This is a genomic window from Erythrobacter sp. A6_0, assembly GCF_017744235.1.
GTDB lineage: Bacteria > Pseudomonadota > Alphaproteobacteria > Sphingomonadales > Sphingomonadaceae > Qipengyuania.
This window is the reverse complement of record NZ_JAGHQR010000001.1, coordinates 913,095-939,369: the sequence shown is the minus strand read 5'-3', so window position 1 is coordinate 939,369 and position 26,275 is coordinate 913,095. Positions and strand designations below refer to the sequence as shown.

At 63.6% G+C, this 26,275-nt stretch carries 23 protein-coding genes and 1 tRNA gene; 18 read left to right on the top strand and 6 right to left on the bottom strand.

Features of this window, described 5'->3' with window-relative positions; translation table 11 throughout:
- Positions 1 to 122: 122 nt before the first annotated feature.
- The 3 genes from tkt to J7347_RS04670 all read left to right on the top strand — a co-directional run bounded on the left by tkt (position 123) and on the right by J7347_RS04670 (position 4,445).
- Positions 123 to 2,114: a transketolase gene (tkt, locus tag J7347_RS04680; protein WP_209161008.1), complete on the top strand. Its 1,992-nt coding sequence runs from the start codon at positions 123 to 125 to the stop codon at positions 2,112 to 2,114.
- A gap of 15 nt (positions 2,115 to 2,129) precedes the next feature.
- Positions 2,130 to 3,137 carry a type I glyceraldehyde-3-phosphate dehydrogenase gene (gap, locus tag J7347_RS04675; protein WP_067685067.1) on the top strand — a complete coding sequence of 336 codons (1,008 nt, stop codon included), beginning with the start codon at positions 2,130 to 2,132 and terminating at the stop codon, positions 3,135 to 3,137.
- A 105-nt stretch (positions 3,138 to 3,242) separates the two neighbouring features.
- Positions 3,243 to 4,445 carry a phosphoglycerate kinase gene (locus tag J7347_RS04670; RefSeq protein ID WP_209161007.1) on the top strand — a complete coding sequence of 401 codons (1,203 nt, stop codon included), beginning with the start codon at positions 3,243 to 3,245 and terminating at the stop codon, positions 4,443 to 4,445.
- Here the strand turns inward: J7347_RS04670 and J7347_RS04665 are convergent.
- Positions 4,442 to 5,578, bottom strand: a complete 1,137-nt coding sequence (locus tag J7347_RS04665) for an MFS transporter (RefSeq protein ID WP_209161006.1) — start codon at positions 5,576 to 5,578, stop codon at positions 4,442 to 4,444. The genes J7347_RS04670 and J7347_RS04665 overlap by 4 nt on opposite strands.
- Before the next feature lie 267 nt (positions 5,579 to 5,845).
- Between J7347_RS04665 and J7347_RS04660 the strand changes: the two genes are divergently transcribed.
- The gene (locus J7347_RS04660; RefSeq protein WP_209161005.1) at positions 5,846 to 6,763 is read left to right on the top strand and encodes a fructose bisphosphate aldolase; all 918 of its coding nucleotides are present in this window, start codon (positions 5,846 to 5,848) and stop codon (positions 6,761 to 6,763) included.
- A 2-nt stretch (positions 6,764 to 6,765) separates the two neighbouring features.
- Here J7347_RS04660 and J7347_RS04655 read toward each other — a convergent pair whose 3' ends face one another.
- Positions 6,766 to 7,164 (bottom strand): hypothetical protein, encoded by a 399-nt coding sequence (locus J7347_RS04655; RefSeq protein ID WP_209161004.1) that lies wholly within the window; start codon positions 7,162 to 7,164, stop codon positions 6,766 to 6,768.
- Positions 7,165 to 7,241: 77 nt separating this feature from the next.
- Between J7347_RS04655 and thiE the strand changes: the two genes are divergently transcribed.
- From thiE to J7347_RS04640, 3 genes are read left to right on the top strand one after another with little or no spacing between them, the layout of a single operon-like run.
- Entirely contained in the window at positions 7,242 to 7,883 is a 642-nt protein-coding gene (gene thiE / locus J7347_RS04650) for a thiamine phosphate synthase (protein ID WP_209161003.1), read from the top strand.
- 53 nt (positions 7,884 to 7,936) lie between these two features.
- Positions 7,937 to 9,229 (top strand): L,D-transpeptidase family protein, encoded by a 1,293-nt coding sequence (locus tag J7347_RS13410; protein WP_209161002.1) that lies wholly within the window; start codon positions 7,937 to 7,939, stop codon positions 9,227 to 9,229.
- Between the two features lie 28 nt (positions 9,230 to 9,257).
- Positions 9,258 to 9,977 carry a M23 family metallopeptidase gene (locus J7347_RS04640; protein WP_348521559.1) on the top strand — a complete coding sequence of 240 codons (720 nt, stop codon included), beginning with the start codon at positions 9,258 to 9,260 and terminating at the stop codon, positions 9,975 to 9,977.
- 3 nt (positions 9,978 to 9,980) lie between these two features.
- On the opposite strand, the gene J7347_RS04635 is transcribed toward J7347_RS04640, so the two are convergent.
- Entirely contained in the window at positions 9,981 to 10,316 is a 336-nt protein-coding gene (locus tag J7347_RS04635) for an elongation factor P (RefSeq protein ID WP_209161001.1), read from the bottom strand.
- A gap of 63 nt (positions 10,317 to 10,379) precedes the next feature.
- The gene (locus tag J7347_RS04630) at positions 10,380 to 10,538 is read right to left on the bottom strand and encodes a hypothetical protein (protein ID WP_209161000.1); all 159 of its coding nucleotides are present in this window, start codon (positions 10,536 to 10,538) and stop codon (positions 10,380 to 10,382) included.
- On the opposite strand from J7347_RS04630, the gene efp reads away from it, so the two are divergent.
- The 5 genes from efp (at position 10,516) to J7347_RS04605 (ending at position 15,662) form a co-directional block, all read left to right on the top strand.
- Positions 10,516 to 11,079, top strand: coding sequence for an elongation factor P (efp, locus tag J7347_RS04625; RefSeq protein WP_209160999.1), 564 nt, complete (start codon positions 10,516 to 10,518; stop codon positions 11,077 to 11,079). The genes J7347_RS04630 and efp overlap by 23 nt on opposite strands.
- A 9-nt stretch (positions 11,080 to 11,088) precedes the next feature.
- Entirely contained in the window at positions 11,089 to 11,910 is an 822-nt protein-coding gene (locus J7347_RS04620) for an inositol monophosphatase family protein (RefSeq protein ID WP_067682875.1), read from the top strand.
- A gap of 62 nt (positions 11,911 to 11,972) precedes the next feature.
- Positions 11,973 to 12,057, top strand: a tRNA-Leu gene (locus J7347_RS04615).
- A gap of 237 nt (positions 12,058 to 12,294) precedes the next feature.
- Complete coding sequence (locus tag J7347_RS04610) at positions 12,295 to 14,094, top strand: SLC13 family permease (RefSeq protein WP_209160998.1); 1,800 nt, start codon at positions 12,295 to 12,297, stop codon at positions 14,092 to 14,094.
- A gap of 236 nt (positions 14,095 to 14,330) precedes the next feature.
- Positions 14,331 to 15,662: an amidohydrolase gene (locus J7347_RS04605; protein WP_209160997.1), complete on the top strand. Its 1,332-nt coding sequence runs from the start codon at positions 14,331 to 14,333 to the stop codon at positions 15,660 to 15,662.
- A 75-nt stretch (positions 15,663 to 15,737) separates the two neighbouring features.
- Here the strand turns inward: J7347_RS04605 and J7347_RS04600 are convergent, their stop codons facing one another.
- Both J7347_RS04600 and J7347_RS04595 read right to left on the bottom strand, forming a co-directional pair.
- Positions 15,738 to 15,920: a hypothetical protein gene (locus J7347_RS04600; RefSeq protein ID WP_067679186.1), complete on the bottom strand. Its 183-nt coding sequence runs from the start codon at positions 15,918 to 15,920 to the stop codon at positions 15,738 to 15,740.
- 97 nt (positions 15,921 to 16,017) lie between these two features.
- Positions 16,018 to 17,616: an isocitrate lyase gene (locus tag J7347_RS04595; protein WP_209160996.1), complete on the bottom strand. Its 1,599-nt coding sequence runs from the start codon at positions 17,614 to 17,616 to the stop codon at positions 16,018 to 16,020.
- 132 nt (positions 17,617 to 17,748) lie between these two features.
- Between J7347_RS04595 and J7347_RS04590 the strand changes: the two genes are divergently transcribed.
- The 6 genes from J7347_RS04590 to J7347_RS04565 all read left to right on the top strand — a co-directional run bounded on the left by J7347_RS04590 (position 17,749) and on the right by J7347_RS04565 (position 26,274).
- Positions 17,749 to 19,173, top strand: coding sequence for a short-chain fatty acyl-CoA regulator family protein (locus J7347_RS04590; protein WP_209160995.1), 1,425 nt, complete (start codon positions 17,749 to 17,751; stop codon positions 19,171 to 19,173).
- A 35-nt stretch (positions 19,174 to 19,208) separates the two neighbouring features.
- Complete coding sequence (locus tag J7347_RS04585) at positions 19,209 to 19,487, top strand: hypothetical protein (protein ID WP_067679195.1); 279 nt, start codon at positions 19,209 to 19,211, stop codon at positions 19,485 to 19,487.
- A 181-nt stretch (positions 19,488 to 19,668) separates the two neighbouring features.
- Positions 19,669 to 21,054, top strand: coding sequence for a TIGR03013 family XrtA/PEP-CTERM system glycosyltransferase (locus J7347_RS04580; RefSeq protein WP_209160994.1), 1,386 nt, complete (start codon positions 19,669 to 19,671; stop codon positions 21,052 to 21,054).
- Positions 21,055 to 23,157, top strand: coding sequence for an XrtA/PEP-CTERM system histidine kinase PrsK (gene prsK, locus J7347_RS04575; RefSeq protein ID WP_280635660.1), 2,103 nt, complete (start codon positions 21,055 to 21,057; stop codon positions 23,155 to 23,157).
- A complete protein-coding gene (prsR, locus tag J7347_RS04570) occupies positions 23,154 to 24,524 on the top strand; it encodes a PEP-CTERM-box response regulator transcription factor (protein ID WP_209160992.1) in 1,371 nt (456 codons plus the stop codon). The genes prsK and prsR overlap by 4 nt, the downstream gene beginning before the upstream one ends.
- On the top strand, positions 24,508 to 26,274 hold the full coding sequence (locus J7347_RS04565) for a tetratricopeptide repeat protein (protein ID WP_209160991.1): 1,767 nt from the start codon (positions 24,508 to 24,510) through the stop codon (positions 26,272 to 26,274). Before prsR ends, J7347_RS04565 begins: the two co-directional genes overlap by 17 nt.
- Position 26,275 lies beyond the last annotated feature (1 nt).

Genomic DNA, 26,275 nt, shown 5'->3' with positions numbered 1-26,275 from the left:
TTACGCTCAGCGCTCGGCTTGACCTCGGCAGGGCAGTCCGCAAAGGCTTCGCGCGCGCCGAATCACGTATTCGCACGGCGCGTCGTAACGCTTTCGATCCCACCCCCAGGAGTGTTTCCCGCATGAGCCTCGATACCGCAAACATGGTCCGGATGGCCAATGCCATCAGGGCGCTTTCGATGGATGCGGTACAGGCGGCGAATTCGGGCCACCCCGGCATGCCGATGGGTATGGCCGATGTCGCGACCGTGCTGTGGAGCGAATATCTCAAGCACGATCCCAAGGCGCCCGACTGGGCCGACCGCGATCGCTTCGTGCTGAGCGCAGGCCACGGTTCGATGCTGATCTACAGCCTGCTGCATCTGGCCGGATATGCGTCGCCCACGATGGAAGACATCCGCAATTTCCGAAAGCTCGGCAGCCCGTGCGCGGGTCACCCCGAAAACTTCCTTCTCGATGGCGTCGAATGCACCACCGGCCCGCTGGGCCAGGGCCTGGCGATGGCGGTGGGCATGGCGATTGCCGAGCGCAGCCTGAACGCCGATTTCGGTAACGATCTGGTCGATCACCGCACCTGGGTGATCGCGGGCGACGGATGCCTGATGGAGGGCATCAACCACGAAGCGATCGGCCTTGCCGGGCATTTGAAGCTCGGCCGGATGAACGTGCTGTGGGACGATAACAACATCACCATCGACGGTTCGACTGACCTCTCGACCAGCGAGAATATCAAGGCGCGCTACGAAGCGACCGGGTGGCATGTGGTCGAATGCGACGGCCACGATTTCGCCGACATCCGCCGCGCGCTGGACGAGGCGGTCGAATCCGAACGCCCTTCGCTCGTCGCCTGCAAGACGGTGATCGGCAAGGGCGCGCCCAATAAGCAGGGAACCAGCGCGACGCACGGCGCACCGCTCGGCAGCGACGAGATCGCAGCTGCGCGCGACCTGCTGGGCTGGGATGCGGAGCCGTTCGAGATTCCTGCCGAGGTTCTCGATGACTGGCGCAGCACCGGCCAGCGCGGCGCGTCGGCGCGTTCGGAATGGAACGAGCGGATCGAAAACCACGACGAACGCGCCGAATTCGAACGGCGCATGGCGGGCGACCTGCCGCAGGATTTCAGCCTCGATGGTTATATCCAATCGCTGATGGCCGAACCGCAGAAGGTCGCCACCCGCAAGGCGAGCGAGATGGCGCTCGGCCAGATCAACGCCATGCTGCCCGATACGATCGGCGGCAGCGCGGACCTGACCGGATCGAACAATACCAAGGCGGGCGGCATCGGTCCGTTCACGGCGGACGATCGTTCGGGCCGCTACATCTATTACGGCATCCGCGAATTCGGCATGGCTGCGGCGATGAACGGCATGGCGCTGCATGGCGGCGTGATCCCCTATGGCGGCACGTTCCTGGTCTTCACCGATTACTGCCGCGGTGCGATCCGCCTGTCCGCGCTGCAACAGGCGCGCGCCATCTATGTGATGACGCATGACAGCATCGGTCTGGGCGAGGACGGGCCGACGCACCAGCCGATCGAGCATGTGCAGTCGCTGCGGATGATTCCGAACCTGCTCGTCATGCGGCCTGCCGACACGGTCGAAACGGCCGAGTGCTGGGAAATCGCCCTTCGTGAGAAGACCCGGCCGACCGTGCTTGCGCTGACTCGCCAGAACCTTCCGCAGGTCCGCACCGATGCGAGCGTCACGGGCCAGAGCGCGAAGGGCGCCTATCGCCTCAAATCTGCGGAGAATGCCCGCAAGGTCATCCTGATCGCGACCGGCTCCGAAGTGCATCTCGCGCTGGAATGCGCCGCCGAGCTGGAGAAGGAGGGCGTGGGCGCGGACGTCGTTTCGATGGTGTGCACCCAATTGTTCGACGAGCAGGACGAGGCGTACAAGGCGGACCTTCTGCCGAACGTTTCGCCCGGCGAGATCCTGCGCGTCAGCGTGGAAGCGGGGACGACTTTCGGCTGGGATCGCTACACCATGACGAACGGGCTCAGGATCGGGATCGACCGCTTCGGCGCAAGCGCCCCGGCAGAGGATCTGTTCGCCAAATTCGGCCTCACCGTGGACGCGATCGTCCCGCAAATCATGAACAAATTGAACGGTTAAGCAGGAGCTTCTATCATGGCTACCAAGGTTGCAATCAACGGTTTCGGACGTATCGGCCGCCTCGTGGCGCGCGCCATTCTCGAGCGGGACGATCACGATCTCGAACTGGTCAGCATCAACGATCTGGCCGACACGAAGTCGAACGCGCTTCTGTTCCAGTATGACAGCACGCATGGCCGCTTCCCCGGCACGGTCGAAACCGGCGAGAACACGATCACCGTCAACGGCAAGACCATCCAGGTCACCTCGGAGCGCGATCCCGGCAACCTCCCGCATGGCGATCAGGGCATCGACATCGTGCTCGAATGCACCGGTTTCTTCCAGAGCCACGAACAGGCCGAACCGCATCTGAAGGCGGGCGCAAAGCGCGTGCTGATCTCCGCGCCTGCCAAGAATGTCAGCGCGACGATCGTCTACGGCGTCAACCACGACACGCTGACGAAGGACGATGTCATCGTCTCGAACGCCAGCTGCACCACCAACTGCCTCGCCCCGATCGCGAAGGTCTTGCATGACACGGTGGGGATCGAGCGCGGTTTCATGACCACGATCCACAGCTACACCAATGACCAGCGCATGCTCGACCAGATGCATTCCGACATGCGCCGGGCGCGCGGCGGGGCGCAGAATATGATCCCGACCACCACCGGCGCGGCGCGCGCGGTCGGCTTGGTCCTGCCCGATCTGAACGGCAAGCTCGACGGCAGCTCGGTCCGCGTGCCGACGGCCAATGTCAGCCTCGTCGATCTGGTCTTCACGCCCAATCGCGACACCAGCGTCGAGGAACTGAACGGCGCGTTGAAGGCGGCGGCGGAAGGCGCGCTCAAGGGCGTGCTCGATTACACCGACCAGCCGCTGGTCTCGAGCGACTTCAACCATCAGCCGGCCAGCTCCACGGTGGACAGCCTGGAAACCAGCGTGATGGAAGGCAAGCTCGCCCGCGTCGTCAGCTGGTACGACAATGAATGGGGCTTCTCGAACCGCATGCTCGACACTGCGGGCGCAATGGCGAAGTTCCTGTAAGCGCAACCCGTCCGTTCGTGTCGGGTCGTTCGTGTCGGGCGAAGTCGAGACACGCGCGTGCATTGGTTCTCGACTTCGCTCGAACCGAACGGATAGGTTTACCCGATGAGCAGCTTCAAGACCCTCGACGATCTCCCCGCCGACCTTACCGGCCAGGTCGCGCTCGTGCGCGTGGACCTGAACCTGCCGATGAAGGACGGGGCCGCCACCGATGTCACGCGCGTCGAAGCGGCCAAGCCCACCATTCTGGAATTGACCGATAAGGGCGCGAAAGTGCTCCTGCTCGCGCATTTCGGACGGCCCAAGGGGCAGCGCAATTCGACCATGACCACCAGCTTCGTGCAGGGCGATGTCGACGCGGTGCTGGGCAAGGAGATCATGTTCATCCCCGAAGTGATGGGCCCGGTGGTCGAACAGTCGATCGGCATCCTGCGAGCGGGCGATATCGGCCTGCTGGAAAACGTCCGCTTCTGGCCGGGCGAGGAATCGAACGATCCCGATTTCGCCAAGGGAATCGCGGCGCATGGCGATTTCTACGTCAACGACGCGTTCAGCGCCGCCCACCGCGCCCATGCCAGCACCGAAGGCCTTGCGCGCCTGCTACCCGCCTATGCCGGGCGGGCAATGGAAGAGGAATTGAAGGCGCTCGACGCCGCTCTCGGCGCGCCCGAACAGCCGGTGGCTGCCGTGGTCGGCGGAGCAAAGGTTTCGTCCAAGCTCGACGTGCTCACCAACCTCGTCGGCAAGGTGCAGCACCTGATCATCGGCGGCGGGATGGCCAACACCTTTCTGGCTGCGAAGGGGGTCGATGTCGGTAAATCACTGTGCGAGCACGACCTCACCGACACTGCGAACCGCATCATGGACGAGGCGGATCATGCCGGTTGCACCGTCCATCTCCCCTACGACGTGGTGGTGGCGAAGGAATTTGCTGCCAATCCGGACAGCTTGCGCACCTGCAACGTCCACGAGGTCGCTTCTGACGAGATGATCCTCGATGTCGGGCCGCAGGCGGTCGAAGCCTTGGGCGACGTGCTCAAGACCTGCCGGACGCTGGTCTGGAACGGCCCGCTCGGCGCGTTCGAGACCGAGCCGTTCGATGCCGCCACGGTTGCGCTCGCGCGCACTGCCGCTGCGCTGACGGAGAGCGGATCGCTAATCTCGGTCGCGGGTGGGGGCGATACCGTCGCCGCACTCGCCCATGCCGGCGTGAAGGAGGATTTTACCTTCGTCTCGGCGGCGGGCGGCGCGTTCCTCGAATGGATGGAAGGCAAGGATCTGCCCGGCGTCGCGGCTCTGCGCGGTTAAGCGGAATCGCTTTCGCGCAGGCGACGCCACAAGAGGACGATCGCCACACCCACCAGAAGCGCGATGGCGACCGCAAAACCGACCGCCGTCGCCTTCAGGCTGAAGAATTGCTGCACCACGCCTGCCAGCAGGATCGGTAGAGCCAGTGCACTGTAGGCGAGCATGAAGAACAGCGTGACCGCCTCGGTCTCGTTCTCCTGCTGCGACTCGCGCTTGATGGCGTTGAGCCCCGATTGGAGGGCGATGCCGTTGCCCTGTCCCGCAATCAAAGCGCCCACGGCAAGGATCGTGAGCGAGGCGGTGGCAAGGCCCGTCCCGAGAATGCAGGCGCCCACGAACAGGACGACCGCTCCGATCAGGGGCGCTAAACGCTCCGGCAATTTCGTGGCGACGACATTTCCGATCACCGTCGAAGCGAATACCAGCGCAGCGATGATCCCGATGGCCAGAGCGTCGTCGATCCCCAGCTCCTCGCTGGCGAAGGACGGAATGAACGCTCCGAAGAAGCCGCCCACTGCAAAAGCGGCGAATGCAGCGATCGCCGCCGGAATGAATACGGCGCGCGCCTCATCGGGAATGCGCGGGAAGGAATAATCGATCGCGCGGCTGCGATCGCTCGCGATGGTCCGGGCGCTCAGCATCAGGACACCAAAAGCCGCCGCGATCAGGGCGAGATGGACTAGGAACGGGGTGTGCAGCGGGCGCGTCGCCAATTCCCCGACGAATCCGGCCAGAACCGATCCGAAGGCCAGGCCGCCCACATTCGCGCAAGCCGCCAGCAGCGAGCCTGCCTCCTCGTGTTCTTCGGAAAGCTGATCGATGAGAGCGAGCGATCCGATGGCCACGAACACGCCGACGCCCGCGCCCGAAAGAAATCGCCCCAGCATCAGCAGTGGCAGACCGCTCGCGAAATAGAATGCGATGTCGGCCAGAAGGATCGCGGCGAGCGCCGCGCCGAGCAGCAATTTCCGTCCGTATTTGCGCGACAGAGACCCGCCCAGCCACATCATCCCAAGCGCGCCGAAGACATAGATCGCGAAGACCAGCGTGAGCGTGAAGGGCGAAAGGATCCGCTGTTCGATATAGGTCGGGAAAAGCGGCGTCAGCTGAGTGGCACCCGAAAGAGCCGCCATCAGCACGACGGCAAGCGCGATCGCGCCGCGCCAGCCGCCGCTACCGCGTAATTCGTTACCGGATCTATCGGGGATGAACTGTCTCCGCCTGCGAGCCCCACTCGGCCCGCTTCGTTTTGCGTATTACGCTCAGCGAAGCGTTTGGTTCGCTGCCTAGCGACGACCCGCTCGAATCTGGACGAACCCGCCCACCGCCTTGCCGCTGGGAAACGGTATGGCTAAGGACTTCTGCATACGAATGCATCCACGGATCGTGAGGACGGATTTATGAATTTCGAAGAGATGACCGCGCGCATGCGTGACGGGCAGGGCTTTATCGCAGCGCTGGACCAGTCCGGCGGTTCCACCCCTAAGGCACTGCAATCCTATGGTGTCGAGGATAGCGAGTGGGACGGCGACGAGGAGATGTTCGCCAGGATTCACGAGATGCGCTGCCGCATCGTCGAATCGCCCAGCTTTTCCGACGGGCGGGTCATCGGCGCGATCCTGTTCGAAAAGACGATGGAGGGTTGTTCGAAAGACGGCTCGCCCATTCCCGCCCTGCTGTCGCGCCGCGGCATCGTGCCGTTTCTGAAGGTCGACAAGGGCATGCACGACACCGAAAACGGCGTGCAGCTGATGAAAGAGATGCCGACGCTGGCGAAAGACTGCGCGCGGGCCAAGGAACTGGGCGTGTTCGGCACGAAGATGCGCTCGGTCATCCACGAAGCCGATCAGAAGGGCATCGCCGACAATATCCGCCAGCAGATGGATTTCGGCCTCGAAATTCTGGATCAGGGCCTCGTCCCGATCCTGGAACCCGAAGTGAGCCTGAAGAGCGACAGCCGCGTCCAGGCCGAAGCGCTGGTGCTGTCCAACGCGCTCGACCAGATGGAGCGCGTGCCCGAAGGCAAGCAGGTGATGTGGAAGCTCACGATTCCGAGCGAGCCGAACCTCTACAAGCCGCTGATCGATCATCCGCAGGTGCTGCGTGTCGCCGCGCTTTCGGGCGGGTACAGCCGTGAAGACGCCTGCCGCGAGCTGGCCAAGAACGACGGCATGATCGCAAGCTTCAGCCGTGCGCTGCTCGAAGTTCTGCAGGCCAAGATGGACGATCAGCAATTCGACCAGGCGCTCGGCAATGCGATCGAAGAGATCGCTTGCGCCAGTACCGGGGACAGCTCAGGGGCCAGCACCGGCGCCTGAATTCAGCGCGCCGCATAAGTGAAGCGATAGGCGCCGGGCGGGATGGCCTGCCCGGCGACCTGTCCCGGCGTGGCTTCGCCCAGCACATAGGTCCGGTTCATGACCGTGTAGGGCTCGCCCAAGGTCATCGGCACGGTCTGCTTCCAATGCGTGGCCGTGATCCGCGTCGACACGATAAGCCTGCCCGCATGGACGCAGCGTGCGTTTTGCGGGCAGCGACTGTCTTCGACCACGCTCAGCGGCGTGAGGATTGTGTCACCCTGCCAGACCGATTCTCCCAGAGCGACGGCAGTCCCCTGCGCCTGCGCTTCCCTGCCGACCATGGGCGTGTCCGGCACGATGGCGCATCCCGATGCGGCCAGAGGGATCAGGAGAGCGAGCGGGGCGAGGGTGCGGATCATCGGGCTGTCTGGCGCTCGCGTCGCTTTCGACAGGCTGAATATCGACGCGCGCCCCCGTCGGGGCTAGGGGCGTGGCGATGACCGATCCCAACGCAGAACTTTCGACCCAGCTTTACCTGATCTCGCCGCTCGACGTGTCCGGCGAATTTCCGCAGCGGCTCGAACGCGCGCTCGACGCGGTGCCGGGGCTGGTGACTGCGTTTCAGTTTCGCGTGAAGGACATCGACCAGCACGAGGCCGCACGCCTTGCCGAACCCCTGCAGGAAATCTGCGCCGCGCGCGAGGTCGCGTTCATCGTCAACGATTCGATCCCGCTCGCCAAGCGCCTCGGCGCGGACGGTGTCCATCTCGGCCAGAAGGACGGCACGGTCGAAGAAGCGCGCGAGGAACTGGGGCGCGGGGCGCAGATCGGCGTCACCTGCCATGCCAGCCGTCACCTCGCACTGGAAGCGGGCGAAGCGGGCGCGGATTACGTCGCCTTCGGAGCGTTCTTCCCCAGCACGACCAAGCAGAGCGAGCATCGCCCCGAGCCCGAACTCGTGGAATGGTGGACGGGCCTCATCGAAATACCCTGCGTCGCCATCGGCGGCATCACGCCGGAAAACTGCAGGCCGCTGATCGAGGCGGGGGCGGATTTCCTTGCCGTGTCCGGTGCGGTCTGGAACGGGGACGAAGTGGCGAGCGTGAAAGCCTTTGCGGAGCAAATCGCGGCTTCGTGAGTAATCATCCCCGAAGAGGACCTTCAATTCGTGTGTCCGTTCAGGAGATTACCATGCGCCACCTCGTTTTCGCCGCCGTATCCTCGCTGGCCCTCGCCGCATGCAGCATGAGCGGGCAGGATAACGAGACCGGTGAGGAAACCACCGCCAGCGCGGATACCGGATCCGATTACGGATACGACACCTATAGCGACGACAATCTGGCGGACTCGATGGCGTCCGACGATCAGGCGATGACGCGCACCAGCGCGCAGGCCGACGGTAATTCGAGCAATATGGGCTCTGCCGACGCGATTCCCGATCCCGAAGACCGCCCGATCATGCAGGCGCAGGTCGTGCTGGACCGCATCGGCTTCGGTCCCGGCGTGATCGACGGCAAGATGGGCATGAGCACCGAGAACGCGCTGATGGGTTTTCAGGAAGCGAACGATCTCGACACGACTGGCGAACTCGACGAAGCGACGAAACAGGCGCTGTCCGAATGGGAGCGGATTCCGGCCACGCGCGTCGTCACCATTCCCGAGAATTGGGGCGAGGTCGACTACGTCTCAATCCCCGAAGATACCGCCGCGAAGGCTAAGATGGAACGCCTCGGCTACACCTCGCTCGACGAGAAGCTTGCCGAACGCTTTCACACGACGATCGATGTGCTGAAGCAGCTCAATCCCAATGGCCGACCGGCTGGGATGCAGGGGCAGGGCACGGCCTCGCCGACGCCCAGTCCGACTGCCACTGCGACTCCGACCCCGACTCCTACTTCGAGCGCTTCCGGCTCCGGCTCCGTCGCGCAGACTGCCCAAGCAGCGCCGGAAAGCTTCTTCCGCCCCGGCCAGCGTATCCGCGTCCCCAATATCGGCGGTGACCGGATCGAACCTGGCGCGATCGCCGATCGCGGCTGGCAGAGAACGCTCGCCGCGCTGGGCGTCGGTAGCGACCAGCCCGAAGTGGACCGCATCGTGGTCAGCAAGGCAGGCAAAACCTTGAAGGCCTATCAGGGCGACAAGCTCGTCGCGCTTTTCACGGTCAGTTCCGGGTCCAGTCAGTTTCCGCTGCCCATCGGCGAGTGGGATATCGAGGGCGAAGCCTATAACCCGACCTACAGCTACGATCCGGAAGTCCTCGGCGACGGGGAAGGCGAAACCTATCAATTGCCGCCGGGCCCCAACGGACCGGTCGGCGTCGTCTGGATCGATCTCAGCAAGGAACATTACGGGATTCACGGCACGCCGGATCCCGAAACCATCGGCCGTGCGCAATCGAGCGGCTGCGTCCGCCTGACCAATTGGGATGCGGCGCGGTTGGCTGGCATGGTCTCGCAATCGACGCGGGTGATATTCGAAGCGTGACGGCATCGCCGGTGCAGGCTATCGTCATATGATGAAGTTCGCCGATCGCATACTTACTGTCATCATCACCGCCACGGTCACCAGCATGGTCTGGATCGTGGCGGGTGGTAGCCTGATCGAGAATGCGAGCAGCGACAGCCAGCTCGAAAAGACCAGCCCCGCCAAGGCTGCGCCGAGCCCCAGTCCCGATCCCGGCCCGAGCGATCCTGCCTCGTCAGAGCAGGCAGGTCTCGAAACCCCGATTTCGGATCAGGCGCGCAACGCCGCGGCACTCAACACCAGAGTCGCGCGCGCACCGGCCGAGGGATCGACCTCCGGCCTGTTGATCCCGGTACTGAACGTGAAGCCGAGCGATCTGAGCGATACGTTCACCGATTCGCGCGGTGGAGGCACGCGCCTGCACGAGGCAATCGACATCATGGCTCCGCGCGGCACCAGCGTGGTGGCCGCCGCTCCCGGCACGATCGAACGCCTGTTCCGGTCCGATGCGGGCGGCAACACGATCTATGTCCGCTCGTCAGATGGCGAAACGATCCATTATTACGCCCACATGGACGAATATGCCGAGGGTCTGCGCGAAGGGCAGCGCGTGCGGCGCGGGCAGCGGCTGGGCACGGTCGGCAGCTCCGGCAACGCTTCGCCCGAAGCGCCGCATCTCCATTTCGCCATCCTCCAGACGACGCCCGACGCCGAATGGTGGGAGCCGGCCAATGCGATCAATCCGTACCCGATCCTCTCGCAGCGATAGGTTTCAGCGCGTCGCCCGATTGCAGCGCACGCGGCCCAGCGTCCCGTCTGACTTCAGCTGCTGCAAGAGCCCGCCGGACACGCGCCGCAATCGCATGTCCTTGAGCGGGCCGCGCGTGAAGACCAGCGTATTGCCGTCCAGCAGGTAGATCCCCTTGCCGGACTTGTGGACATAGCGTGAGGCGCTGGTGATACGGAAAGACAGGTCCGGCACCGGAACGTAAGCGCGGCCCTGGGCATCGCCGGGAAGGGCGCATTGATAGCGGCCCTGCGGCAGGACGCCGATATCGCGTGCCGCCAGACTGCCACCGACCGGAACGAGCGTGGCGAAAAAGGCCATGATGATTGGGATGGGGCGAACCGTCATCCATCCGATATAGGCCATCGCGCCGCCCCATGCCACCTATCCGGCGCTCGCCAGGATGACCCATACGGCGCGCAGGGTTTCGCCAGCCTTGTTGTTCGACGCATGCTCGGCTAAGCGCGCGCCATACCTGCACGGCCATTCCATCGGCCCGGCACAGACGAAGGCATATCCCATGAAGATCAGCGGCGTGGACATCCGTCCCGGCAACATCCTCGAATATGAAGGCGGCATCTGGAAAGTCGCCAAGATCCAGCACACCCAGCCGGGCAAGGGCGGGGCCTATATGCAGGTCGAGATGAAGAACCTGCAGGACGGGCGCAAGACGAACGTCCGCTTCCGCAGTGCCGACACGGTCGAGAAGGTCCGGCTCGACACCAAGGACTACCAGTTCCTCTACGAAGACGGCGACATGCTCGTGTTCATGGACCAGGAAACCTACGAGCAGATCATGCTGCCGAGCGATCTCCTCGGCGATGCGCGCCCGTTCCTGCAGGACGGAATGCAGGCGAAGCTCGAATTGTGGGAAGAAAAGCCCATCAGCGTCGAACTGCCTTCGCAGGTCGAGGCCACCATCGTGGAGGCCGATGCGGTGGTGAAGGGGCAGACCGCTTCGTCCAGCTACAAGCCCGCCGTGCTCGACAATGGCGTGCGCATCATGGTCCCGCCGCATATCGAAAGCGGCACGCGGATCGTGGTCGACGTGTACGAACAGAGCTACGTCGGCAAGGCGAGCTAGGACTTTATCATGGCAGCGATTTCCGGTCTCATCCGGGTAATGGAAAAGGCCGCGCGCAAGGCGGGTGGCCGGATGCGGCGTGACTTCGGCGAGGTCGAGCACCTTCAGGTCAGCCAGAAGGGCCCGGCCGATTTCGTCAGCAAGGCGGATATGCGTGCCGAACGCACTTTGTACGACGAATTGCTGGCCGCGCGTCCCGATTGGGGCTTCGTGCTGGAAGAAGCGGGCGTCATCGAAGGCGATCCCGACAAGCCGCGCTGGATCATCGATCCGCTCGACGGGACCAGCAATTTCATCCACGGCATTCCCCATTTCGCGATCTCCATCGCGGTGCAGGAACCCAAATTGGGCGGCGGCGGATGGGGCGATGTAACCGCCGGCGTGGTCTATCAGCCGATCACTGACGAGACATTCTGGGCGGAAAAGAGCCGGGGCGCCTGGCTCCACGATGCGCGCCTGCGCGTGTCCGGCCGTCGCAATCTCAGCGAATCGCTGGTCGCCACCGGGATGCCGTTTCAGGGCCACGGCGATTTTTCCGAATGGACCAAGATCTTCGCCGCGATCGGCCCGCAGGTTGCGGGCATTCGCCGCTTCGGTGCCGCATCCCTCGATCTCGCCTGGCTTGCCGCCGGGCGTTTCGACGGGTTCTGGGAAAGCGGCCTCAACGATTGGGATACGGCGGCGGGCTGCCTGATCGTGCGCGAGGCGGGCGGTTTCGTCAGCGATTTCCGTGGGCGATCCATGCCGATCCATTCCGATCAGGTTCTGGCCGCAAACGATGCGCTGCATTCCAAACTGCACAAGCTGCTGGTCGGCGCGCTCAAGAAGTAAGTCTTCGCGCAAAGGGGAGGATTGTGTTCCTCCCTCCTCTTCGCTATCCGCGCCGCTTCCGTGCCTCCGTGGCGGAATTGGTAGACGCGCTCGACTCAAAATCGAGTTTCTAACGAAGTGCCGGTTCGAGTCCGGCCGGGGGTACCATCTTTTCGCGCTATCGCTTCGCTGCTTGAGCGCTAAATTTAGGCCCTATCGCTGAGCTGCTTGAGCGCCGGATTTAAGCCGCTATCGCCTCGCTGCTTGAGCGGGTTTTTTCTGCGCTACCGCGCTGCGCGCTACTTGAGCGCGGTGATGCGCCACCGCGCTGCGCGGAACTTCCGCACCACCGAAGCTTAATCTCTTGCAATCGCTGCGCGCGCCTGTGATCCACCGTCGCGAGCAATGCCGGGTATCCCTTCCTTCCATGCCATCGCCGCCATGGCGGTCACCATCGCGATGTTCGTCGGCTTCGCGCGCGGACGGCTGTCGGTAGAAATCGTGTCTCTGCTCACCATCGCGGCGATCGCGGTGGGCCTGTATTTCTTCCCGCTCGACGGGACCAGCCCGACCGACGGGCTCGCGCTCGCCTTCGGCGGCTTCGGCCATTACGCGCTGATAACGATCTGCGCCCTTATGATCATGGGGCGGGGTCTCGTCGTCACCGGCGCGCTGGAGCCGGCGGCGCGCTTTCTCGAACGCCTTTTCAAGATCAATCTTCAGCTCGGTCTCCTGTTTTCGCTGGTGGTCACCTTCTTCCTGTCGATGGGCGTCAACAACACGCCGGTTCTGGTGCTGTTGCTGCCGATTTTCGTGGCGCTGGCGCAGCGCGGTGCGCTTCCCGCCTCCAAGACTCTGATCCCGCTCAACGCTGCATCGCTGATGGGCGGGCTGGCGACGACGATCGGAACCTCGACCAATATTCTCGTCGTCTCGATCGCGGTCGATCTCGGCATGCCGCAGATGGGCGTGTTCCATTTCACGCCTATCGTGCTGGCGGCCTCGCTCGTGGCGCTGCCCTATGTCTGGCTGGTGATGCCGCGCATGCTGGGGGACAATCGCGTGATCGAGGCCGCTGCCCTGCGCCGGTTCGAAACGCGGCTGCGCGTATCGGAGGATTCCCCCCTCAACGGCCGCCCGCTCGCCGAAATCGCGTCGCGCCTGCCTGCCGATATCGAATTTCACGATGTGCCGCGCGGCTTGCTGCGTCCGCAATCGCGCCTGCGCATGACGGGGACGCATGCCGCGATCGAGGAAGCGATGCGCGTGCTGCGCGGCGATGCGGCGCCCAGCTGGGTGATCGACCGCATCCGCCGCAAAGCGAGCGATACGCGCGAGGATATCTCGGTGGTCGAAATGACCGTCACGGCGGATTCGCGGCTTATCAATCGCACCTTGCCGAGTTCCGGCATTGCCGACCTTTATGGCGTGGCGGTGATCGGCATCCATCGCCCCGATCGCCTACTGGGCGAGAAGGACCGTTTCACCGATGCGGGCGATCTGCGCATCGCGGAAGGCGATGTCCTGCTCGTGATGGGCATGTCGGAGGAATTGCAGGCCTTTGCGAGCGGGGACAGCCTGCTGACGCTGGAAGGCAAGCGCGAGCTGCCGCGCCGTTCGAAAAGGATCCTGGCGGCAGGGATCATGGGCGTTTCGGTCGGCGCGGCCTCGATCGGATTGCTCCCGATCGCGATTTCGGCCCTGGCCGGTGCGATCGCCATGTTCCTGACCGGTTGCGTCAAGTTCGACCGGGTGGGCCGGGCCCTGTCGGCGCAGGTCATCGTCCTGATCGCGGCCAGCATCGCGCTCGGCCGCCTGATCGACGACAGCGGAGCGGCTTTGTGGCTGGGGCAGGTGCTGTCCTACGGGCTGCAATATCTCTCGCCCGCCATGACGCTCGCCGCGATCATGCTGTTCGTGACCGTGCTGACCAATTTCGCCAGCAACGCGACCGCCGCCACCGTCGGCACGCCCATCGCCTTCGCCATCGCCAGCCAGTTGGGCCTGCCTGCCGAACCGCTGGTGCTGGCCGTGCTGTTCGGCTGCAATCTGTGTTACGCCACGCCTATCGCCTATCAGACCAACATGCTGATTATGGCCGAAGGGGGTTATGCTTTCGGCGATTACGTCAAGACGGGGGTGCCGCTGGTGCTCATCATGGTGACGGCATTGTCGGTCGGTTTGCAGGTGGTCTACGGATTGTAGGACGCGCGTCTGTAGGGAGGCGAGGTTTTCGGCACCGGTTTTGCTTTCCTACACCCACGGTTTCGGCATAGGATCGGGCATCGGCTTCCGCTCGCTTCGTCCAATTTTTACGGGGCACGAGCGGGCGTGGAAAGTCACGGAAAATCGAGATTAGCGGTTAATTTGAACAGGTTGAAAAAGTGTGCGCGGGCCAAACCGTGTCAACAGGCCGAATTGCAAGCGAAAGGAACAGGGGCATGAAACTGAACGGAACACTCTTCGCCGGGATCGCCGCGCTCGCGCTGGTCGCGCCCGGTGCGGCTGCGGCGCAGGACCTTCGCGCCGGAGTGGCCGAGGACATGCCCGAACTGATGGAGCTCTACCGCGATCTCCACGCCAACCCGGAATTGAGCTTCGAAGAGCACAAGACCGCCGCCAAGCTTGCCAAGCGAATGCGCGATCTCGGCTTCGAGGTTACTGAAGGCGTAGGCCGGACCGGGGTCGTATCCGTCATGAAGAATGGCGACGGGCCGACCGTGTTGCTGCGCGCCGATATGGACGGGCTTCCCGTGGTCGAACAGACCGGGTTGCCGTTCGCGTCGAAGGTCACGGCGACGCCCGCCAGCGGCGTCACCACCGGTGTGATGCATGCCTGCGGGCACGACACCCACATGGCCGGTTTCATCGGCGCGGCGCAGCAATTGGTCGATCACAAGGATCAGTGGCAGGGCACGCTCGTGATGGTTTTGCAGCCCGCCGAGGAGCTGGGGCTGGGCGCGCTCGCCATGCTGGAGGACGGGCTATACACCCGCTTCCCCAAGCCCGATTACGCGCTGGCTTTTCATGACGCCGCCGCCCCGGCTCCTGCCGGGACGATCGGCTATACGCCGGGCTATGCGCTCGCCAATGTGGACAGCGTCGATATCACCGTGAAGGGGGTGGGCGGCCATGGCGCCTATCCGCACACCACCGTCGATCCGATCGTGCTGGCCAGCAATATGGTCATGCAGTTCCAGACCATCGTCAGCCGCAACAGCTCGCCGCTCGATCCGGCGGTGATTACCGTCGGCAGCTTTCATTCCGGCGCCAAGCACAACATCATTTCCGATGAGGCGAAGCTGCAGCTGACGGTGCGCAGCTATTCGGACGAAAGCCGCACGCTGCTGCTCGACGGTATCCGGCGCGTGGCACGCGGCGCCGCGATGACGGCAGGTCTCCCGGAAGAGCTGATACCGGTGGTGACGGTGGAGGATCCTTACACCCCATCCACCTTCAACGATCCCGATTTCACGCAAGCGCGCGCCGCAGCTTTTCGCGAACGGTTTGGCGAGGAGCGGGTGATGGAGTGGCCAGCCGTGATGGGGGGCGAGGATTTCAGCCAGTTCCGCCGCGCCGCGCCGGACGATGTCGAATCGATGATCTTCTGGATCAGCGGCACGCCCGCGCCCATGCTTCAGGCGTTGAGGGAAGACGGCACGCCGCTGCCTTCGCTGCATTCGCCCTATTGGGCACCCGATGCGGAAGCCGTGATCGCCACCGGGGCCGAAGCGCTGGCAGGCGCCGCGATGGACCTGATGCCGCGCGGATAAAGTAACGGCCGCCGGAGCGCTTGGGGTCGCTCCGACGGCCGCTTTCTCCTCCCCAGGAGAAATTTTGAAAGGGACTTACCCGGCGTCGGGCACGTAGGTGCCGAGACGGTGGTGGAGGGCGTTGATCTTCGCCAGTTCCTCACGATCCTCGGTCTGGCGGGCATGGCTCGTAAGCGCGGCACGCAGCAGGCGGAAATCGGCTGTCGAGAACAGGGCGCGGGCGCGGCCTGGTTCCGTCTTGGGCGCTTCTTGTGTCATAGTGGTCATCCTTTCGCTCCCCGGCTTATGCAGCCTCGAACTGGTCCTCCGAGGCTGCCGGTCAGGCAGCCTCGAATTGGTTCCCCGGGTCTGCCTGTCAGGCAGCCTCGAACTGGTTCATCGTATTGTCCTTGCCGCCGGCCTTCAGGGCCGCTTCGCCGGCAAAGTATTCCTTGTGATCGTCCCCGATGTCGGAGCCGGCCATGTTCTGGTGCTTCACGCAGGCGATACCCTGGCGGATTTCCTCGCGCTGCACCTGCTTGACGTAGCCGAGCATGCCTTCCTCGCCGAAATAGCGCTTGGCGAGGTTGTCGGTGCTGAGCGCCGCCGTGTGGTAGGTCGGCAGAGTGATCAGGTGATGGAAGATTCCCGCCTCGCGCGCCGCGTCCTTCTGGAAGGTGCGGATGCGCTCGTCGGCTTCCTGGGCCAGATCGGTGCCATCGTAATCCACGCTCATCAGGCGATCGCGATCATAGGCGGAGAGATCCTTACCTTCCTCGGCCCAGGCATCGTAGACCTGCTGGCGGAAGTTCAGCGTCCAGTTGAAGCTGGGCGAGTTGTTGTACACCAGCTTCGCATTCGGGATCACTTCGCGGATGCGGTTCACCATGCCGCCGATCTGGCCGATATGCGGCTTCTCGGTTTCGATCCACAGCAGGTCGGCCCCATTCTGGAGCGCGGTGATGCAGTCGAGCACGCAGCGGTCCTCGCCCGTTCCGGAGCGGAACTGGTAGAGATTGCTGGGCAGGCGCTTGGGCGTCATCAGCTTGCCATCGCGGCTGATGAAGACCTGGCCGTTGGTGATGTTGGCGGGATCGACCTCATCGCAATCGAGGAAGGCGTTGTACTGGTCGCCCAGATCGCCCGGCTCGGTGCTGTAGGCGATCTGCTTGGTCAGCCCGGCACCGAGCGAGTCGGTACGCGCCACGATGATCCCGTCCTCGACGCCCATTTCCAGGAAGGCGTAGCGGATGGCGCGGATCTTCTGGAGGAAGTCCTCGTGCGGCACGGTGACCTTGCCGTCCTGGTGGCCGCACTGCTTTTCGTCGGACACCTGGTTCTCGATCTGGAGCGCGCAGGCGCCTGCCTCGATCATCTTCTTGGCGAGGAGGTAGGTCGCCTCGGCATTGCCGAACCCGGCATCGATATCGGCGATGATCGGCACGACATGCGTCTCGTAATTGTCAATCGCGTGCTGGATGCGCTGCGCTTCGACCTCGTCCCCCTTTTCGCGCGCCGCATCGAGTTCGCGGAACAGGCCGCCCAGTTCGCGCGCATCGGCCTGCTTGAGGAAGGTGTAAAGTTCCTCGATCAGGGCAGGCACGCTGGTCTTCTCGTGCATCGACTGGTCGGGCAGGGGCCCGAATTCGCTGCGCAGAGCGGCGACCATCCAGCCCGAAAGATAGAGGTAACGCTGCTTCGTGCTGCCGAAATGCTTCTTGATCGAGATCATCTTCTGCTGCGCGATGAACCCGTGCCAGCAACCCAGCGATTGGGTGTAGGCGGCCGGATCGGCATCATATGCTTCCATGTCCTGGCGCATGATCTTCGCGGTGTAACGTGCGATGTCGAGCCCGGTGGGGAAGCGGTTCTGCTGGCGCATACGAGCAACGCTCTCGCTGTCGATGGCATTCCAGGGCGCGCCGTTCTGCTGAATGGTCTTGTCGATGGACTGGATCGAATTCTGGTAGGTCATGGTCTGCTCCGGTGTCTGTGAGGATCGAGATGCCATCCCTGCGGCGGGAAAACGAGAAAAACTTACAAACTATCTTGTGATGGTGAGCGCGTTCAGCCATGATCGCCTGTAAAGTTGTAAGGTATTTTACAAATGGCCGATCAGTCTTTGTTTGCCGGACCCGCCCTCCGCCGCCTGCGCAAGCGCGAAGGATTGACACAAGGGGCCATGGCGACCCGCCTCGATATCTCGGCAAGCTATCTCAATCTGCTTGAGCGCAACCGGCGGCCCGTCAGCGCGCGCGTGATGGTGAAACTGGTCGAAGTGTTCGCCTTCGATCCGCGATCCCTGCGCGAAGATGAAAGCATCGGCGGAGTCGATGGCCTGATGCGGCGTCTAGCCGACGAGCGTTTCTCGGACCTCGCGATCGATCGCGAAGAGGTCGACGAATTGCTCTCCGCCGCGCCGCACGCCGCTGCTGCGCTCGCTCGTCTTTACGACAACGCACCGCGCGCCGCAGCCGAGCGCGACGATCCATTGGTCGCCTCGCGCCGCGAGATCGAGCGCTGGCGCAACCATTTCGCCGATCTCGACAGCGCGGCCGAACATCTCGCCGACGAGATGCGTCTCAGCCGAGGCGATATCGGGACCGCGCTGACGGAGCGCCTGCGCGAACGGCATCAGCTTTCGGTCCGCATCCTGCCGCGCGAAGTCCTTCCCGATGCCCGCCGCCGCCTCGATCTGCATGCGCGCCAGATACAGCTGTCGGAAATGCTCGGCCCGGAATCGCGCGTCTTCCAGCTGGCTCTCCAACTCGCCCGGCTTGAAATGCGCCAAGACATCGACGCGCTTGCCAAGGGCGCGTCGTTCGAGGACGAGACGGCGCGCCGCTTCTTCGCGCGCCATCTCGATGCCTATGTCGCCGCAGCGCTGATCATGCCCTATGGCCGCTTCCTGCGTGCCTGCGATGCGACAGGGTACGATCTGCCTGTCCTCCAGCGCCGGTTCGGCGTAAGCTTCGAACAGCTGGCCCATCGGCTGACGACGTTGCAACGGGTCGGTCAGCGCGGGCTGCCTTTCTTCATGGCGCGGATCGACCGGGCGGGCCAGATTTCGAAGCGTTTCGCGGGCGCGAGCGTTGCGACCTTTCTCGAAGGCGAACATTCATGCCCTCTCTGGATCGCGGCCCGCGCGTTCGAACGGCCTTCGGAACTCCTGTGCCAATCGGTAAGGTTGCAACCCGGTGGCGCAGGCGGGGCAGGCCCATCCCACTGGTTTACGATGGCCCGGATCGTCGGTGCCAGCGGCGGACAGGGTGAGTCGCGCTTTTCCATTGTGCTGGGCATCGATGCGGGACTGGCCGGAGAACTGGCGCAGGCGCGCGGTCATTCGCTCCGACAGGAAGAAGCGGACTGGATAGGTCCGGGCTGTCGCGGCTGCTTCGTCGCCGATTGCCGTCAGCGCTCTTTTCCTCCGCGCGGGCGCGCGTTGGCGTTCGACCCACTGCAGCACAGCGCGACCCCGTTCGAATTCGCGCGCAGCGGGGAACCCGGTTCAGAAAACGACGTTAGAGGCTGAATAATTCAGGGCTCAATTGCTTCAGGGAATAAGACATGGCCGATGACCGTATCACTGAAACCCGCACCACCGATCCGCAGGGCAACACCCATACGACTGTGACCCACGACACGCGCGGCGGGGGCGGCGGGGGTGGCAAGATCGCGCTTCTGCTCGTGCTCGTGCTGCTCGTCGCGGTCGGCGTGTGGTTCTTCACGCAGCAAAGCGGCGCGGAAATCGCCAAGGACAACGCAGTCGCTGATGCGGCGAACCAGGTGGGCGAAGCCGCGAACCAGGTGGGCGATGCGGCACAGGATGCCGTCAACGGCGAGTAAACTTCGCCGATCCTGATCCGAACGGGGCTGTCGGGGCGACCGGCGGCCCCGTTCTGCGTTTCAGGCGTCGGGAGGTCGAGGGCTGGAGTTCGGTGTAAAGTTTACCGACAGTTCATCGCTTCGATCTATAGGACAGCCCCAGGCACGGGGCCCAAGCCGGAGCGACCTTCGCGATCGAACGATGATCAGAGTTTTTAAACACTACGTATCCCATGCCGTAATCCTGCTCGGCATCGTCGATTTCGCCCTGTTGATTCTGGCGGGCGAATTGGCGTGGGATTTGCGCATCTATCAGATCGGCGCGGGCAGCCAGCCTTTCGCTGAACGGGCGGTCGCCATACTCGTTTTCGCAGCGATCGTGATGACGGCGCTGATCGGGGTTGGAAGCTACGGTGCCGAAGCGCTCCGTTCGATGCGCTTCGCCGTTGCACGGCTTCTCGTCGCAGTCAGCCTAGGCGTCATTGGGGTGTCGTTGCTCGATTTCGTGATGCAGGGGGAGACCTTCTGGCGCTCGGTTCTGCTCTACGCGATGGCGATCGCAATTCTGCTTCTGGTTCTCAACCGGCTGATCCTGGGGCCGATGCTGGGGACTTCGACCTTCCAGCGAAGCGTTCTCGTGCTCGGCGCGGGAACGCGGGCGGAGCGGATCAGGGCGCTGGCACGCCGCAAGGGCGGGAGCTTTCGCGTGGCAGGCTTTATCGCCATGAATGACGCCGAGCCGGTGGTGCCCGACGCTCGCCCACGTGGCTCCATCACCGATTTCGGCCGCTTCGTCGATGATATCGGCGCCAGCGAGGTCGTTCTGGCGCTGGAGGAGCGGCGAAATTCCCTGCCGGTCAAAGACCTACTGCGCGTCAAGACACGCGGTCTCCATGTGATCGATTTCAGCGGTTTCATCGAACGCGAGACCGGACGGGTGGATCTCGACACGCTCAATCCCAGCTGGCTGATCTTTTCCGACGGATTCTCCTCGACCCAGTTCCTGTCCTCGATTTCGAAGCGCATTTTCGATGTCGTCGTGAGCCTCCTCCTGCTCGTGCTGGCCTTCCCGGTGCTGGTGCTGTTCGCAATCCTCATCAAGCTCGAAAGCCCGGGCCCGGTGTTCTACCGCCAGACGCGGGTCGGGCTTTACGGGCAGCATTTCGACGTCGTGAAGCTGCGATCGATGCGGCAGGATGCTGAAAAGGACGGGCCTAAATGGGCCAGTGAGAACGATCCCCGAGTAACCCGTATCGGGCGCATCATCCGCACGGTGCGGATCGACGAGATCCCCCAGGCCTGGAGCGTCCTGAAAGGGGAGATGAGCTTCGTCGGCCCGCGCCCGGAGCGTCCGCAATTCGTCTCGCAACTGGAAGATCTGCTGCCCTATTACGCCGAAAGGCACATGGTGAAGCCGGGCATTACCGGTTGGGCGCAGATCAACTACCCCTATGGCGCGTCGACCGAGGATGCTCGCCAGAAGCTCGAATATGATCTCTATTACGCCAAGAACTACTCCCCCTTCCTCGATCTCCTGATCCTCCTCCAGACCGTTCGCGTGGTCCTGTGGCCGGACGGGGCGCGTTAAATGCTGGAGGGGGTGCTGTTCTTCCTCGCTTATGCGATCGCTGCCCTCGGATGTGCGATGGCAGCTGTCGCTGTCGCGCGGATCGGGTCTCTTCGCCGCCCCGATCGCACGGCCAGCATCGCTGCACTGACAATCACGGCCATCTGGTGCGGAGCCTCGGCCGCGCTCGGATCCTCTTATCCCGCGGTGCAGGGGATCGGCATAATCCGCAATCTTCTTTGGATCTTCGTCCTCTACCGCCTTTTCGCGATCGACAGGCGCAACGCAGGGCTGCTTTCGGTACGAACGGTCGTGACCGTGCTGGCCTTCGTCGAGCTGCTGCAGGCCCCGCTACTGCTGCTTCGCTTCGACGACGTTTTTGGTGGATCGGCCACACATACGGTCGCTATCCTTCGCGTTCTGTTGTCTCTGGGTACGCTGGTTCTGTTGCACGATCTCGTTGCCAAGACGAATTCAGCGCATCGCGGAGTCATCGCCTGGAGTGCTGGTGGCCTTGTCCTGTGGTGGGGCTTCGCGCTGAATTACCATCTCGCGAGATGGTTGACGTCGGATACACATGCGGTGCTCGAAGGTCTGCGTCCGCTTGTGGCTCTGTCGCTTGCCTTGATGGTTGCGATCGGTTTCGCCCGTTCGGCATCGACGGCCACGACCGCTCTGCGCTTGCGTCCTTCGCGCGAATTTACGCTGCAATGCATCGTTTTGATGGCCTTTGGCGCTTTCGTCGTCGTCCTGGTTTTCGCATCGCGCCAATTCCTGGCGATGCCGGGCGATGTGAGCCGCGTCGTGCAAGTCGCCTTCCTGCTCGCCGCTGCGGCTCTGGCCATTCTGTGGCTTCCCTCGCAAGCGTGGCGACGCAAGGTGCGGGTTCTGGTGCTGAAGCATCTTTTCCGTCATCGCTACGATTATCGCAGCGAATGGATTCGTTTCACCGAGACGATCGGGCGAGAACGCGATTCAGGGCAGGGATTGAAGCAGCGAGCGATCCAGTCATTGGCCGACATCGCCGATAGTCCCGGTGGCTTGCTGTTTACTCCGGATGCGGACGGCGTTCTGCGCCTGGAAAGCGAGTGGAACTGGCCCGACGCCGATATTCCCACGCCAGCCGCTCCGCTCGCGCTGGTGCGTATTCTCGAACAGACTCGGTTCATTCTCGAATTCGACGAGGTGCGACACGGTATTTCCCATGGCGGGGAAGCGGAGCATGTGCCGCAATGGCTTGTCGAGGATGTGCGCGCCTGGGCGGGTATTCCGCTCGTTCTTCGCAATCGGCTCGTCGGCCTCGTCGTTCTGGCTCGCCCGGCGCAGAATCGTGGGCTCGATTGGGAGGATTACGATCTTCTCGGCATCGCGGGCTGCCAGGTGGCCAGTTATCTTGCGGAGCAAGCCGGGCAGGAAGCCCTGGAGGAAGTGGGCCGGTTCGATGAATTCAATCGCCGCATCGCCTTCGTGATGCACGACGTAAAAAATCTCTCGAGCCAGATGGGCCTGCTGGTCCGCAACGCCGAACGCCACGCCGACAACCCCGAATTCCGCAAGGATATGTTGACGACGTTGCGCAACAGCACCGACAAGCTCGACGCTCTGATCGCGAGGCTGGGCCGTTATGGCGCGCGAACGGCCAGCGCCAGCGAGCGGATCGACCTTGCCAAACTGACGCGCAGGATAGCCCAACGTCTGCGTGCCCAGCACACCATCCAGCTCTCGGATAACGGCCCCTGCCCGGTCATGGGCGATCTCGAAACGCTCGAACAGGCGGTCGCCCATCTAGCGCAGAATGCCATCGATGCGAGCGCATCAGGAACTCCGGTTCGGATCGAGACCCGCAATGACGGGCTTCGCTGTTCGGTCTCGATCGCGGATTCGGGCGAAGGGATGAGCGCGCAGTTCATCCGCAACGAATTGTTCCGTCCCTTCTTCTCGACGAAATCCGGCGGCTTCGGCATTGGCGCGCATGAGGCGCAGGCAGCCATACGCGGCATGGGCGGCAGGCTCGATGTCGAAAGCCGCGAAGGCGTCGGCACCCGTTTCACCATGGATTTCCCGATCGCGGATCTGGAAACCCTGATGAACGATGCCGACCGACTGCACGAGAGTGCGGCATGACAATACCGCAGAAACCCAAATTGCTCGTCGTCGAGGACGATAGCGGTCTGCAGGCTCAGCTCAAATGGGCTTACGAAGATTTCGAGGTCGTTCAAGCGACCGATCGCGAGGAAGCGCTCGCAGCCCTGCGACTGCACTCGCCGGCGGTGGTGACCCTGGATCTCGGTCTTCCGCCGGATCCGGATGGAACCAGCGAAGGCTTCGCCGTGCTCGATGCGATCATGGCCATGAAGCCCGATACCAAGGTCATCGTCGCCAGCGGCCACGATGCGCGCGAAAGCGCGCTGCAGGCGATCGAGCGCGGAGCCTACGATTTCTACGCCAAGCCGGTCGATATCGACGAATTGGGCCTGATCGTAAGGCGCGCTTTCGGTCTGCATCGGATCGAGGCCGAGAACCGCCGCCTGGCGGCAAGCGTCGGAGCGGATCGCACCGTGCTCGGCACCATGATCACCGCCGCACCCGAAATGCTCAAAGTGGTGCGCATGATCGAACGCGTCGCGTCCACCAGTGCATCGGTCATGCTGCTCGGCGCCAGCGGAACGGGCAAGGAATTGCTTGCAAAGGGTCTGCACGAACGCAGCAATCGCGCTGCAAGGCCCTTCATCGCCATAAACTGCGCGGCCATCCCCGAAACGTTGTTGGAAAGCGAATTGTTCGGTCACGAGAAGGGCGCGTTCACCGGCGCGATCCGAACCGTTGAGGGCAAGATCGAGCAGGCCGATGGCGGCACGCTCTTCCTCGACGAGGTCGGCGACATTCCGCGCGTCCTGCAAGTCAAACTGCTGCGGTTCCTGCAGGAACGCACGATCGAGCGCATCGGTGGCCGCAAGGCGATTGCCGTCGACACGCGGATCGTGTGCGCGACGCACCAGGATCTCGATCGGATGATCGCGGACGGCACGTTTCGCGAAGACCTGTTCTATCGTCTGGCCGAAATCGTGGTGAAAATTCCGGCGCTGGCCGAACGGACCGGCGACGCGGTGCTGCTGGCGAAGGCTTTTCTGGCTCGCTTTGCTGCGGAGATGAATCCGGCTGTCAAAGGGTTCGCGACCGATGCGCTGGCTGCGATCGACGAATGGGCCTGGCCGGGCAATGTTCGCGAACTCGAAAACCGCGTGAAGCGCGCAGTCATCATGGCGGATGCGAAATTGGTCACTGCCGAGGATCTCGATCTCGACGGAGCCGATGGCGACAGCTCCGAATTGCCGCTCAATCTCAAATCCGCGCGTGAGCGAGCCGATCGCAAGGTCATCCGCCGCGCTCTGGCGCGCAGCGAAGGCAATATTTCCAGCAGTGCAAAGCTGCTTGGGATCAGTCGCCCCACGCTCTACGATCTCCTCAAGCATTATGATCTTCAGCCCTGACATCCGGCGGCGCCTGCTGGCCGTTTTCTGCACCTTCGGGATTCTGGGCGCGCTGGCTGGATGCGCCGATCCGGCCCCTGCGCCATCCGGCTTCGAGCGGGCGCAACAGGCGCTTGCCCGGGGCGATGGAATAGCCGCCGAGGAGGATTTGCGCGCTTTGCTGGAAACGCAGAGCGCGCCCGAAGATCTGGCCGCCTATCTGGGAGAAGCCGCACTCATCCAGGGAGATCTCGCGAAGGCACGGCGCTGGTTGCAACCGGATGGCTTCTCGCCTGCAACGGCTTTGCACGGCTATCGCATGCTGGGGCGCCTGGAAATCCGCGATGGCAATCTGCCATCCGCCGGAGCCGCGTTCGATCGCGCCCTGGCGGTCGCGCCGGACAATTCGGATCTATGGGTCGATATCGGCCATTTGCGCTATCGCGGCGGCGAGCAGGTGCAGGCCATCGAAGCAGCGGATCGCGCGCTTTCGCTTGACCCGCAAAATGCCGCCGCCCTGCAATTCCGCGCCCAGCTCGTTCGCGACGCGTTCGGCCCGTCCGCCGCTCTGCCCTGGCTAGAACGGGCGCTCGAGGTGAGACCTGGCGATCCTGCCCTGATGACGGATTATGCGGCTGCTCTGGGCGAAATCGGCCGCGCCAAGGAGGCGCTCGCCATTCTGAGGGACGTCGCGCAGATCGCGCCGAAGGCACCGCGCCTGCTCTACCTTCAGGCAGTGATCGCGGCGCGCGGAGGCGATTTTCCGCTGGCCCGCGACCTTTATCTGCGGGCTCCCGAACAGGATCGCGATACGCCCGCAGGCCAGATGCTGGGTGGTATCCTCGATCTGGAGGTCGGTCATTACGCCAGTGCGGCGCAAACGTTCGATCGGCTCGCCGCGATCCAGCCGGACAATCGCCAGGTCGCCCAACTTCTCGCCAAGGCGCTTTCGATGAGCGGAGGAGAGCGCGAGCTGGTGGCCAGGTTCAAGCAGCAGGCCGCGCGATCCGATCCGTATATCAAGACCTTGGTAGGCCAGGCGCTCGAAACGCTCGATCGGCGTGAGGAGGCGGCGATATATCTCGACGCCGCTGCCCGGCCGACCAATCTCGCGCTAACTCCACTGCCCGGCGTGCGGCCTCTCGAAGCGGTCCGCTATGCCGATGTGCGTACGGGTCGGATGCTGCGCGATCATCTGAGGGCGGTGCTGCCGACCGGTCAGGCGGAGGATGCTGCGCAAAAGGCTCGCCTTTTCGCACGCCGGATGCCGGGATCGAGCGACGCGCAGAACCTGCTGGGTGATGCGCTGCTCGCCAATGGCGAGACCCACGCGGCCATCGCTGCCTATCGTCAGGCCGCTCAGGTGCGGATGGACTGGCCGCTCGTGAAGCGGCTGATCGCGGCCTATCAGCGGATCGGCGACCAGGCAGCAGCGCGCGCCACTCTCCGCGCGTTCCTGGCGGGCGGTACGCGCGAACCGATGGCGGCGGCGCTGTATGGCGATTGGCTGGTGCGCGACGGCGATCTGGAGGATGCAGCCGCGATGATCGACAGCGCGCTGGCGCACGGGGCCGGGCGCGATTCGGCGGTGCTGACGCTGCGTAGCGAGATTGCCCGACGATCCGGCGAAGATGAGAATGCGCGCATTTTCGCGTTGCAGGCCTATAGCGTGCAACCGCTTTACGCGCCTGCGATCAGGGCCGTTATCGCCACGACGGACGACGACGCGGTGCGCCAGCGGCTTCAGGCCCGGCTTGCACGACTTCGCTGAC

Excerpts from the sequence above, each read along its gene's own strand:
- tkt (WP_209161008.1), top strand. The coding sequence starts at position 123 with ATGAGCCTCGATACCGCAAACATGGTCCGGATGGCCAATGCCATCAGG.
- gap (WP_067685067.1), top strand. The coding sequence starts at position 2,130 with ATGGCTACCAAGGTTGCAATCAACGGTTTCGGACGTATCGGCCGCCTC.
- J7347_RS04670 (WP_209161007.1), top strand. The coding sequence starts at position 3,243 with ATGAGCAGCTTCAAGACCCTCGACGATCTCCCCGCCGACCTTACCGGC.
- J7347_RS04665 (WP_209161006.1), bottom strand. The coding sequence starts at position 5,578 with ATGGCGGCTCTTTCGGGTGCCACTCAGCTGACGCCGCTTTTCCCGACC.
- J7347_RS04660 (WP_209161005.1), top strand. The coding sequence starts at position 5,846 with ATGAATTTCGAAGAGATGACCGCGCGCATGCGTGACGGGCAGGGCTTT.
- J7347_RS04655 (WP_209161004.1), bottom strand. The coding sequence starts at position 7,164 with ATGATCCGCACCCTCGCCCCGCTCGCTCTCCTGATCCCTCTGGCCGCA.
- thiE (WP_209161003.1), top strand. The coding sequence starts at position 7,242 with ATGACCGATCCCAACGCAGAACTTTCGACCCAGCTTTACCTGATCTCG.
- J7347_RS13410 (WP_209161002.1), top strand. The coding sequence starts at position 7,937 with ATGCGCCACCTCGTTTTCGCCGCCGTATCCTCGCTGGCCCTCGCCGCA.
- J7347_RS04640 (WP_348521559.1), top strand. The coding sequence starts at position 9,258 with ATGATGAAGTTCGCCGATCGCATACTTACTGTCATCATCACCGCCACG.
- J7347_RS04635 (WP_209161001.1), bottom strand. The coding sequence starts at position 10,316 with ATGGCCTTTTTCGCCACGCTCGTTCCGGTCGGTGGCAGTCTGGCGGCA.
- efp (WP_209160999.1), top strand. The coding sequence starts at position 10,516 with ATGAAGATCAGCGGCGTGGACATCCGTCCCGGCAACATCCTCGAATAT.
- J7347_RS04630 (WP_209161000.1), bottom strand. The coding sequence starts at position 10,538 with ATGTCCACGCCGCTGATCTTCATGGGATATGCCTTCGTCTGTGCCGGG.
- J7347_RS04620 (WP_067682875.1), top strand. The coding sequence starts at position 11,089 with ATGGCAGCGATTTCCGGTCTCATCCGGGTAATGGAAAAGGCCGCGCGC.
- J7347_RS04610 (WP_209160998.1), top strand. The coding sequence starts at position 12,295 with ATGCCGGGTATCCCTTCCTTCCATGCCATCGCCGCCATGGCGGTCACC.
- J7347_RS04605 (WP_209160997.1), top strand. The coding sequence starts at position 14,331 with ATGAAACTGAACGGAACACTCTTCGCCGGGATCGCCGCGCTCGCGCTG.
- J7347_RS04600 (WP_067679186.1), bottom strand. The coding sequence starts at position 15,920 with ATGACACAAGAAGCGCCCAAGACGGAACCAGGCCGCGCCCGCGCCCTG.
- J7347_RS04595 (WP_209160996.1), bottom strand. The coding sequence starts at position 17,616 with ATGACCTACCAGAATTCGATCCAGTCCATCGACAAGACCATTCAGCAG.
- J7347_RS04590 (WP_209160995.1), top strand. The coding sequence starts at position 17,749 with ATGGCCGATCAGTCTTTGTTTGCCGGACCCGCCCTCCGCCGCCTGCGC.
- J7347_RS04585 (WP_067679195.1), top strand. The coding sequence starts at position 19,209 with ATGGCCGATGACCGTATCACTGAAACCCGCACCACCGATCCGCAGGGC.
- J7347_RS04580 (WP_209160994.1), top strand. The coding sequence starts at position 19,669 with ATGATCAGAGTTTTTAAACACTACGTATCCCATGCCGTAATCCTGCTC.
- prsK (WP_280635660.1), top strand. The coding sequence starts at position 21,055 with ATGCTGGAGGGGGTGCTGTTCTTCCTCGCTTATGCGATCGCTGCCCTC.
- prsR (WP_209160992.1), top strand. The coding sequence starts at position 23,154 with ATGACAATACCGCAGAAACCCAAATTGCTCGTCGTCGAGGACGATAGC.
- J7347_RS04565 (WP_209160991.1), top strand. The coding sequence starts at position 24,508 with ATGATCTTCAGCCCTGACATCCGGCGGCGCCTGCTGGCCGTTTTCTGC.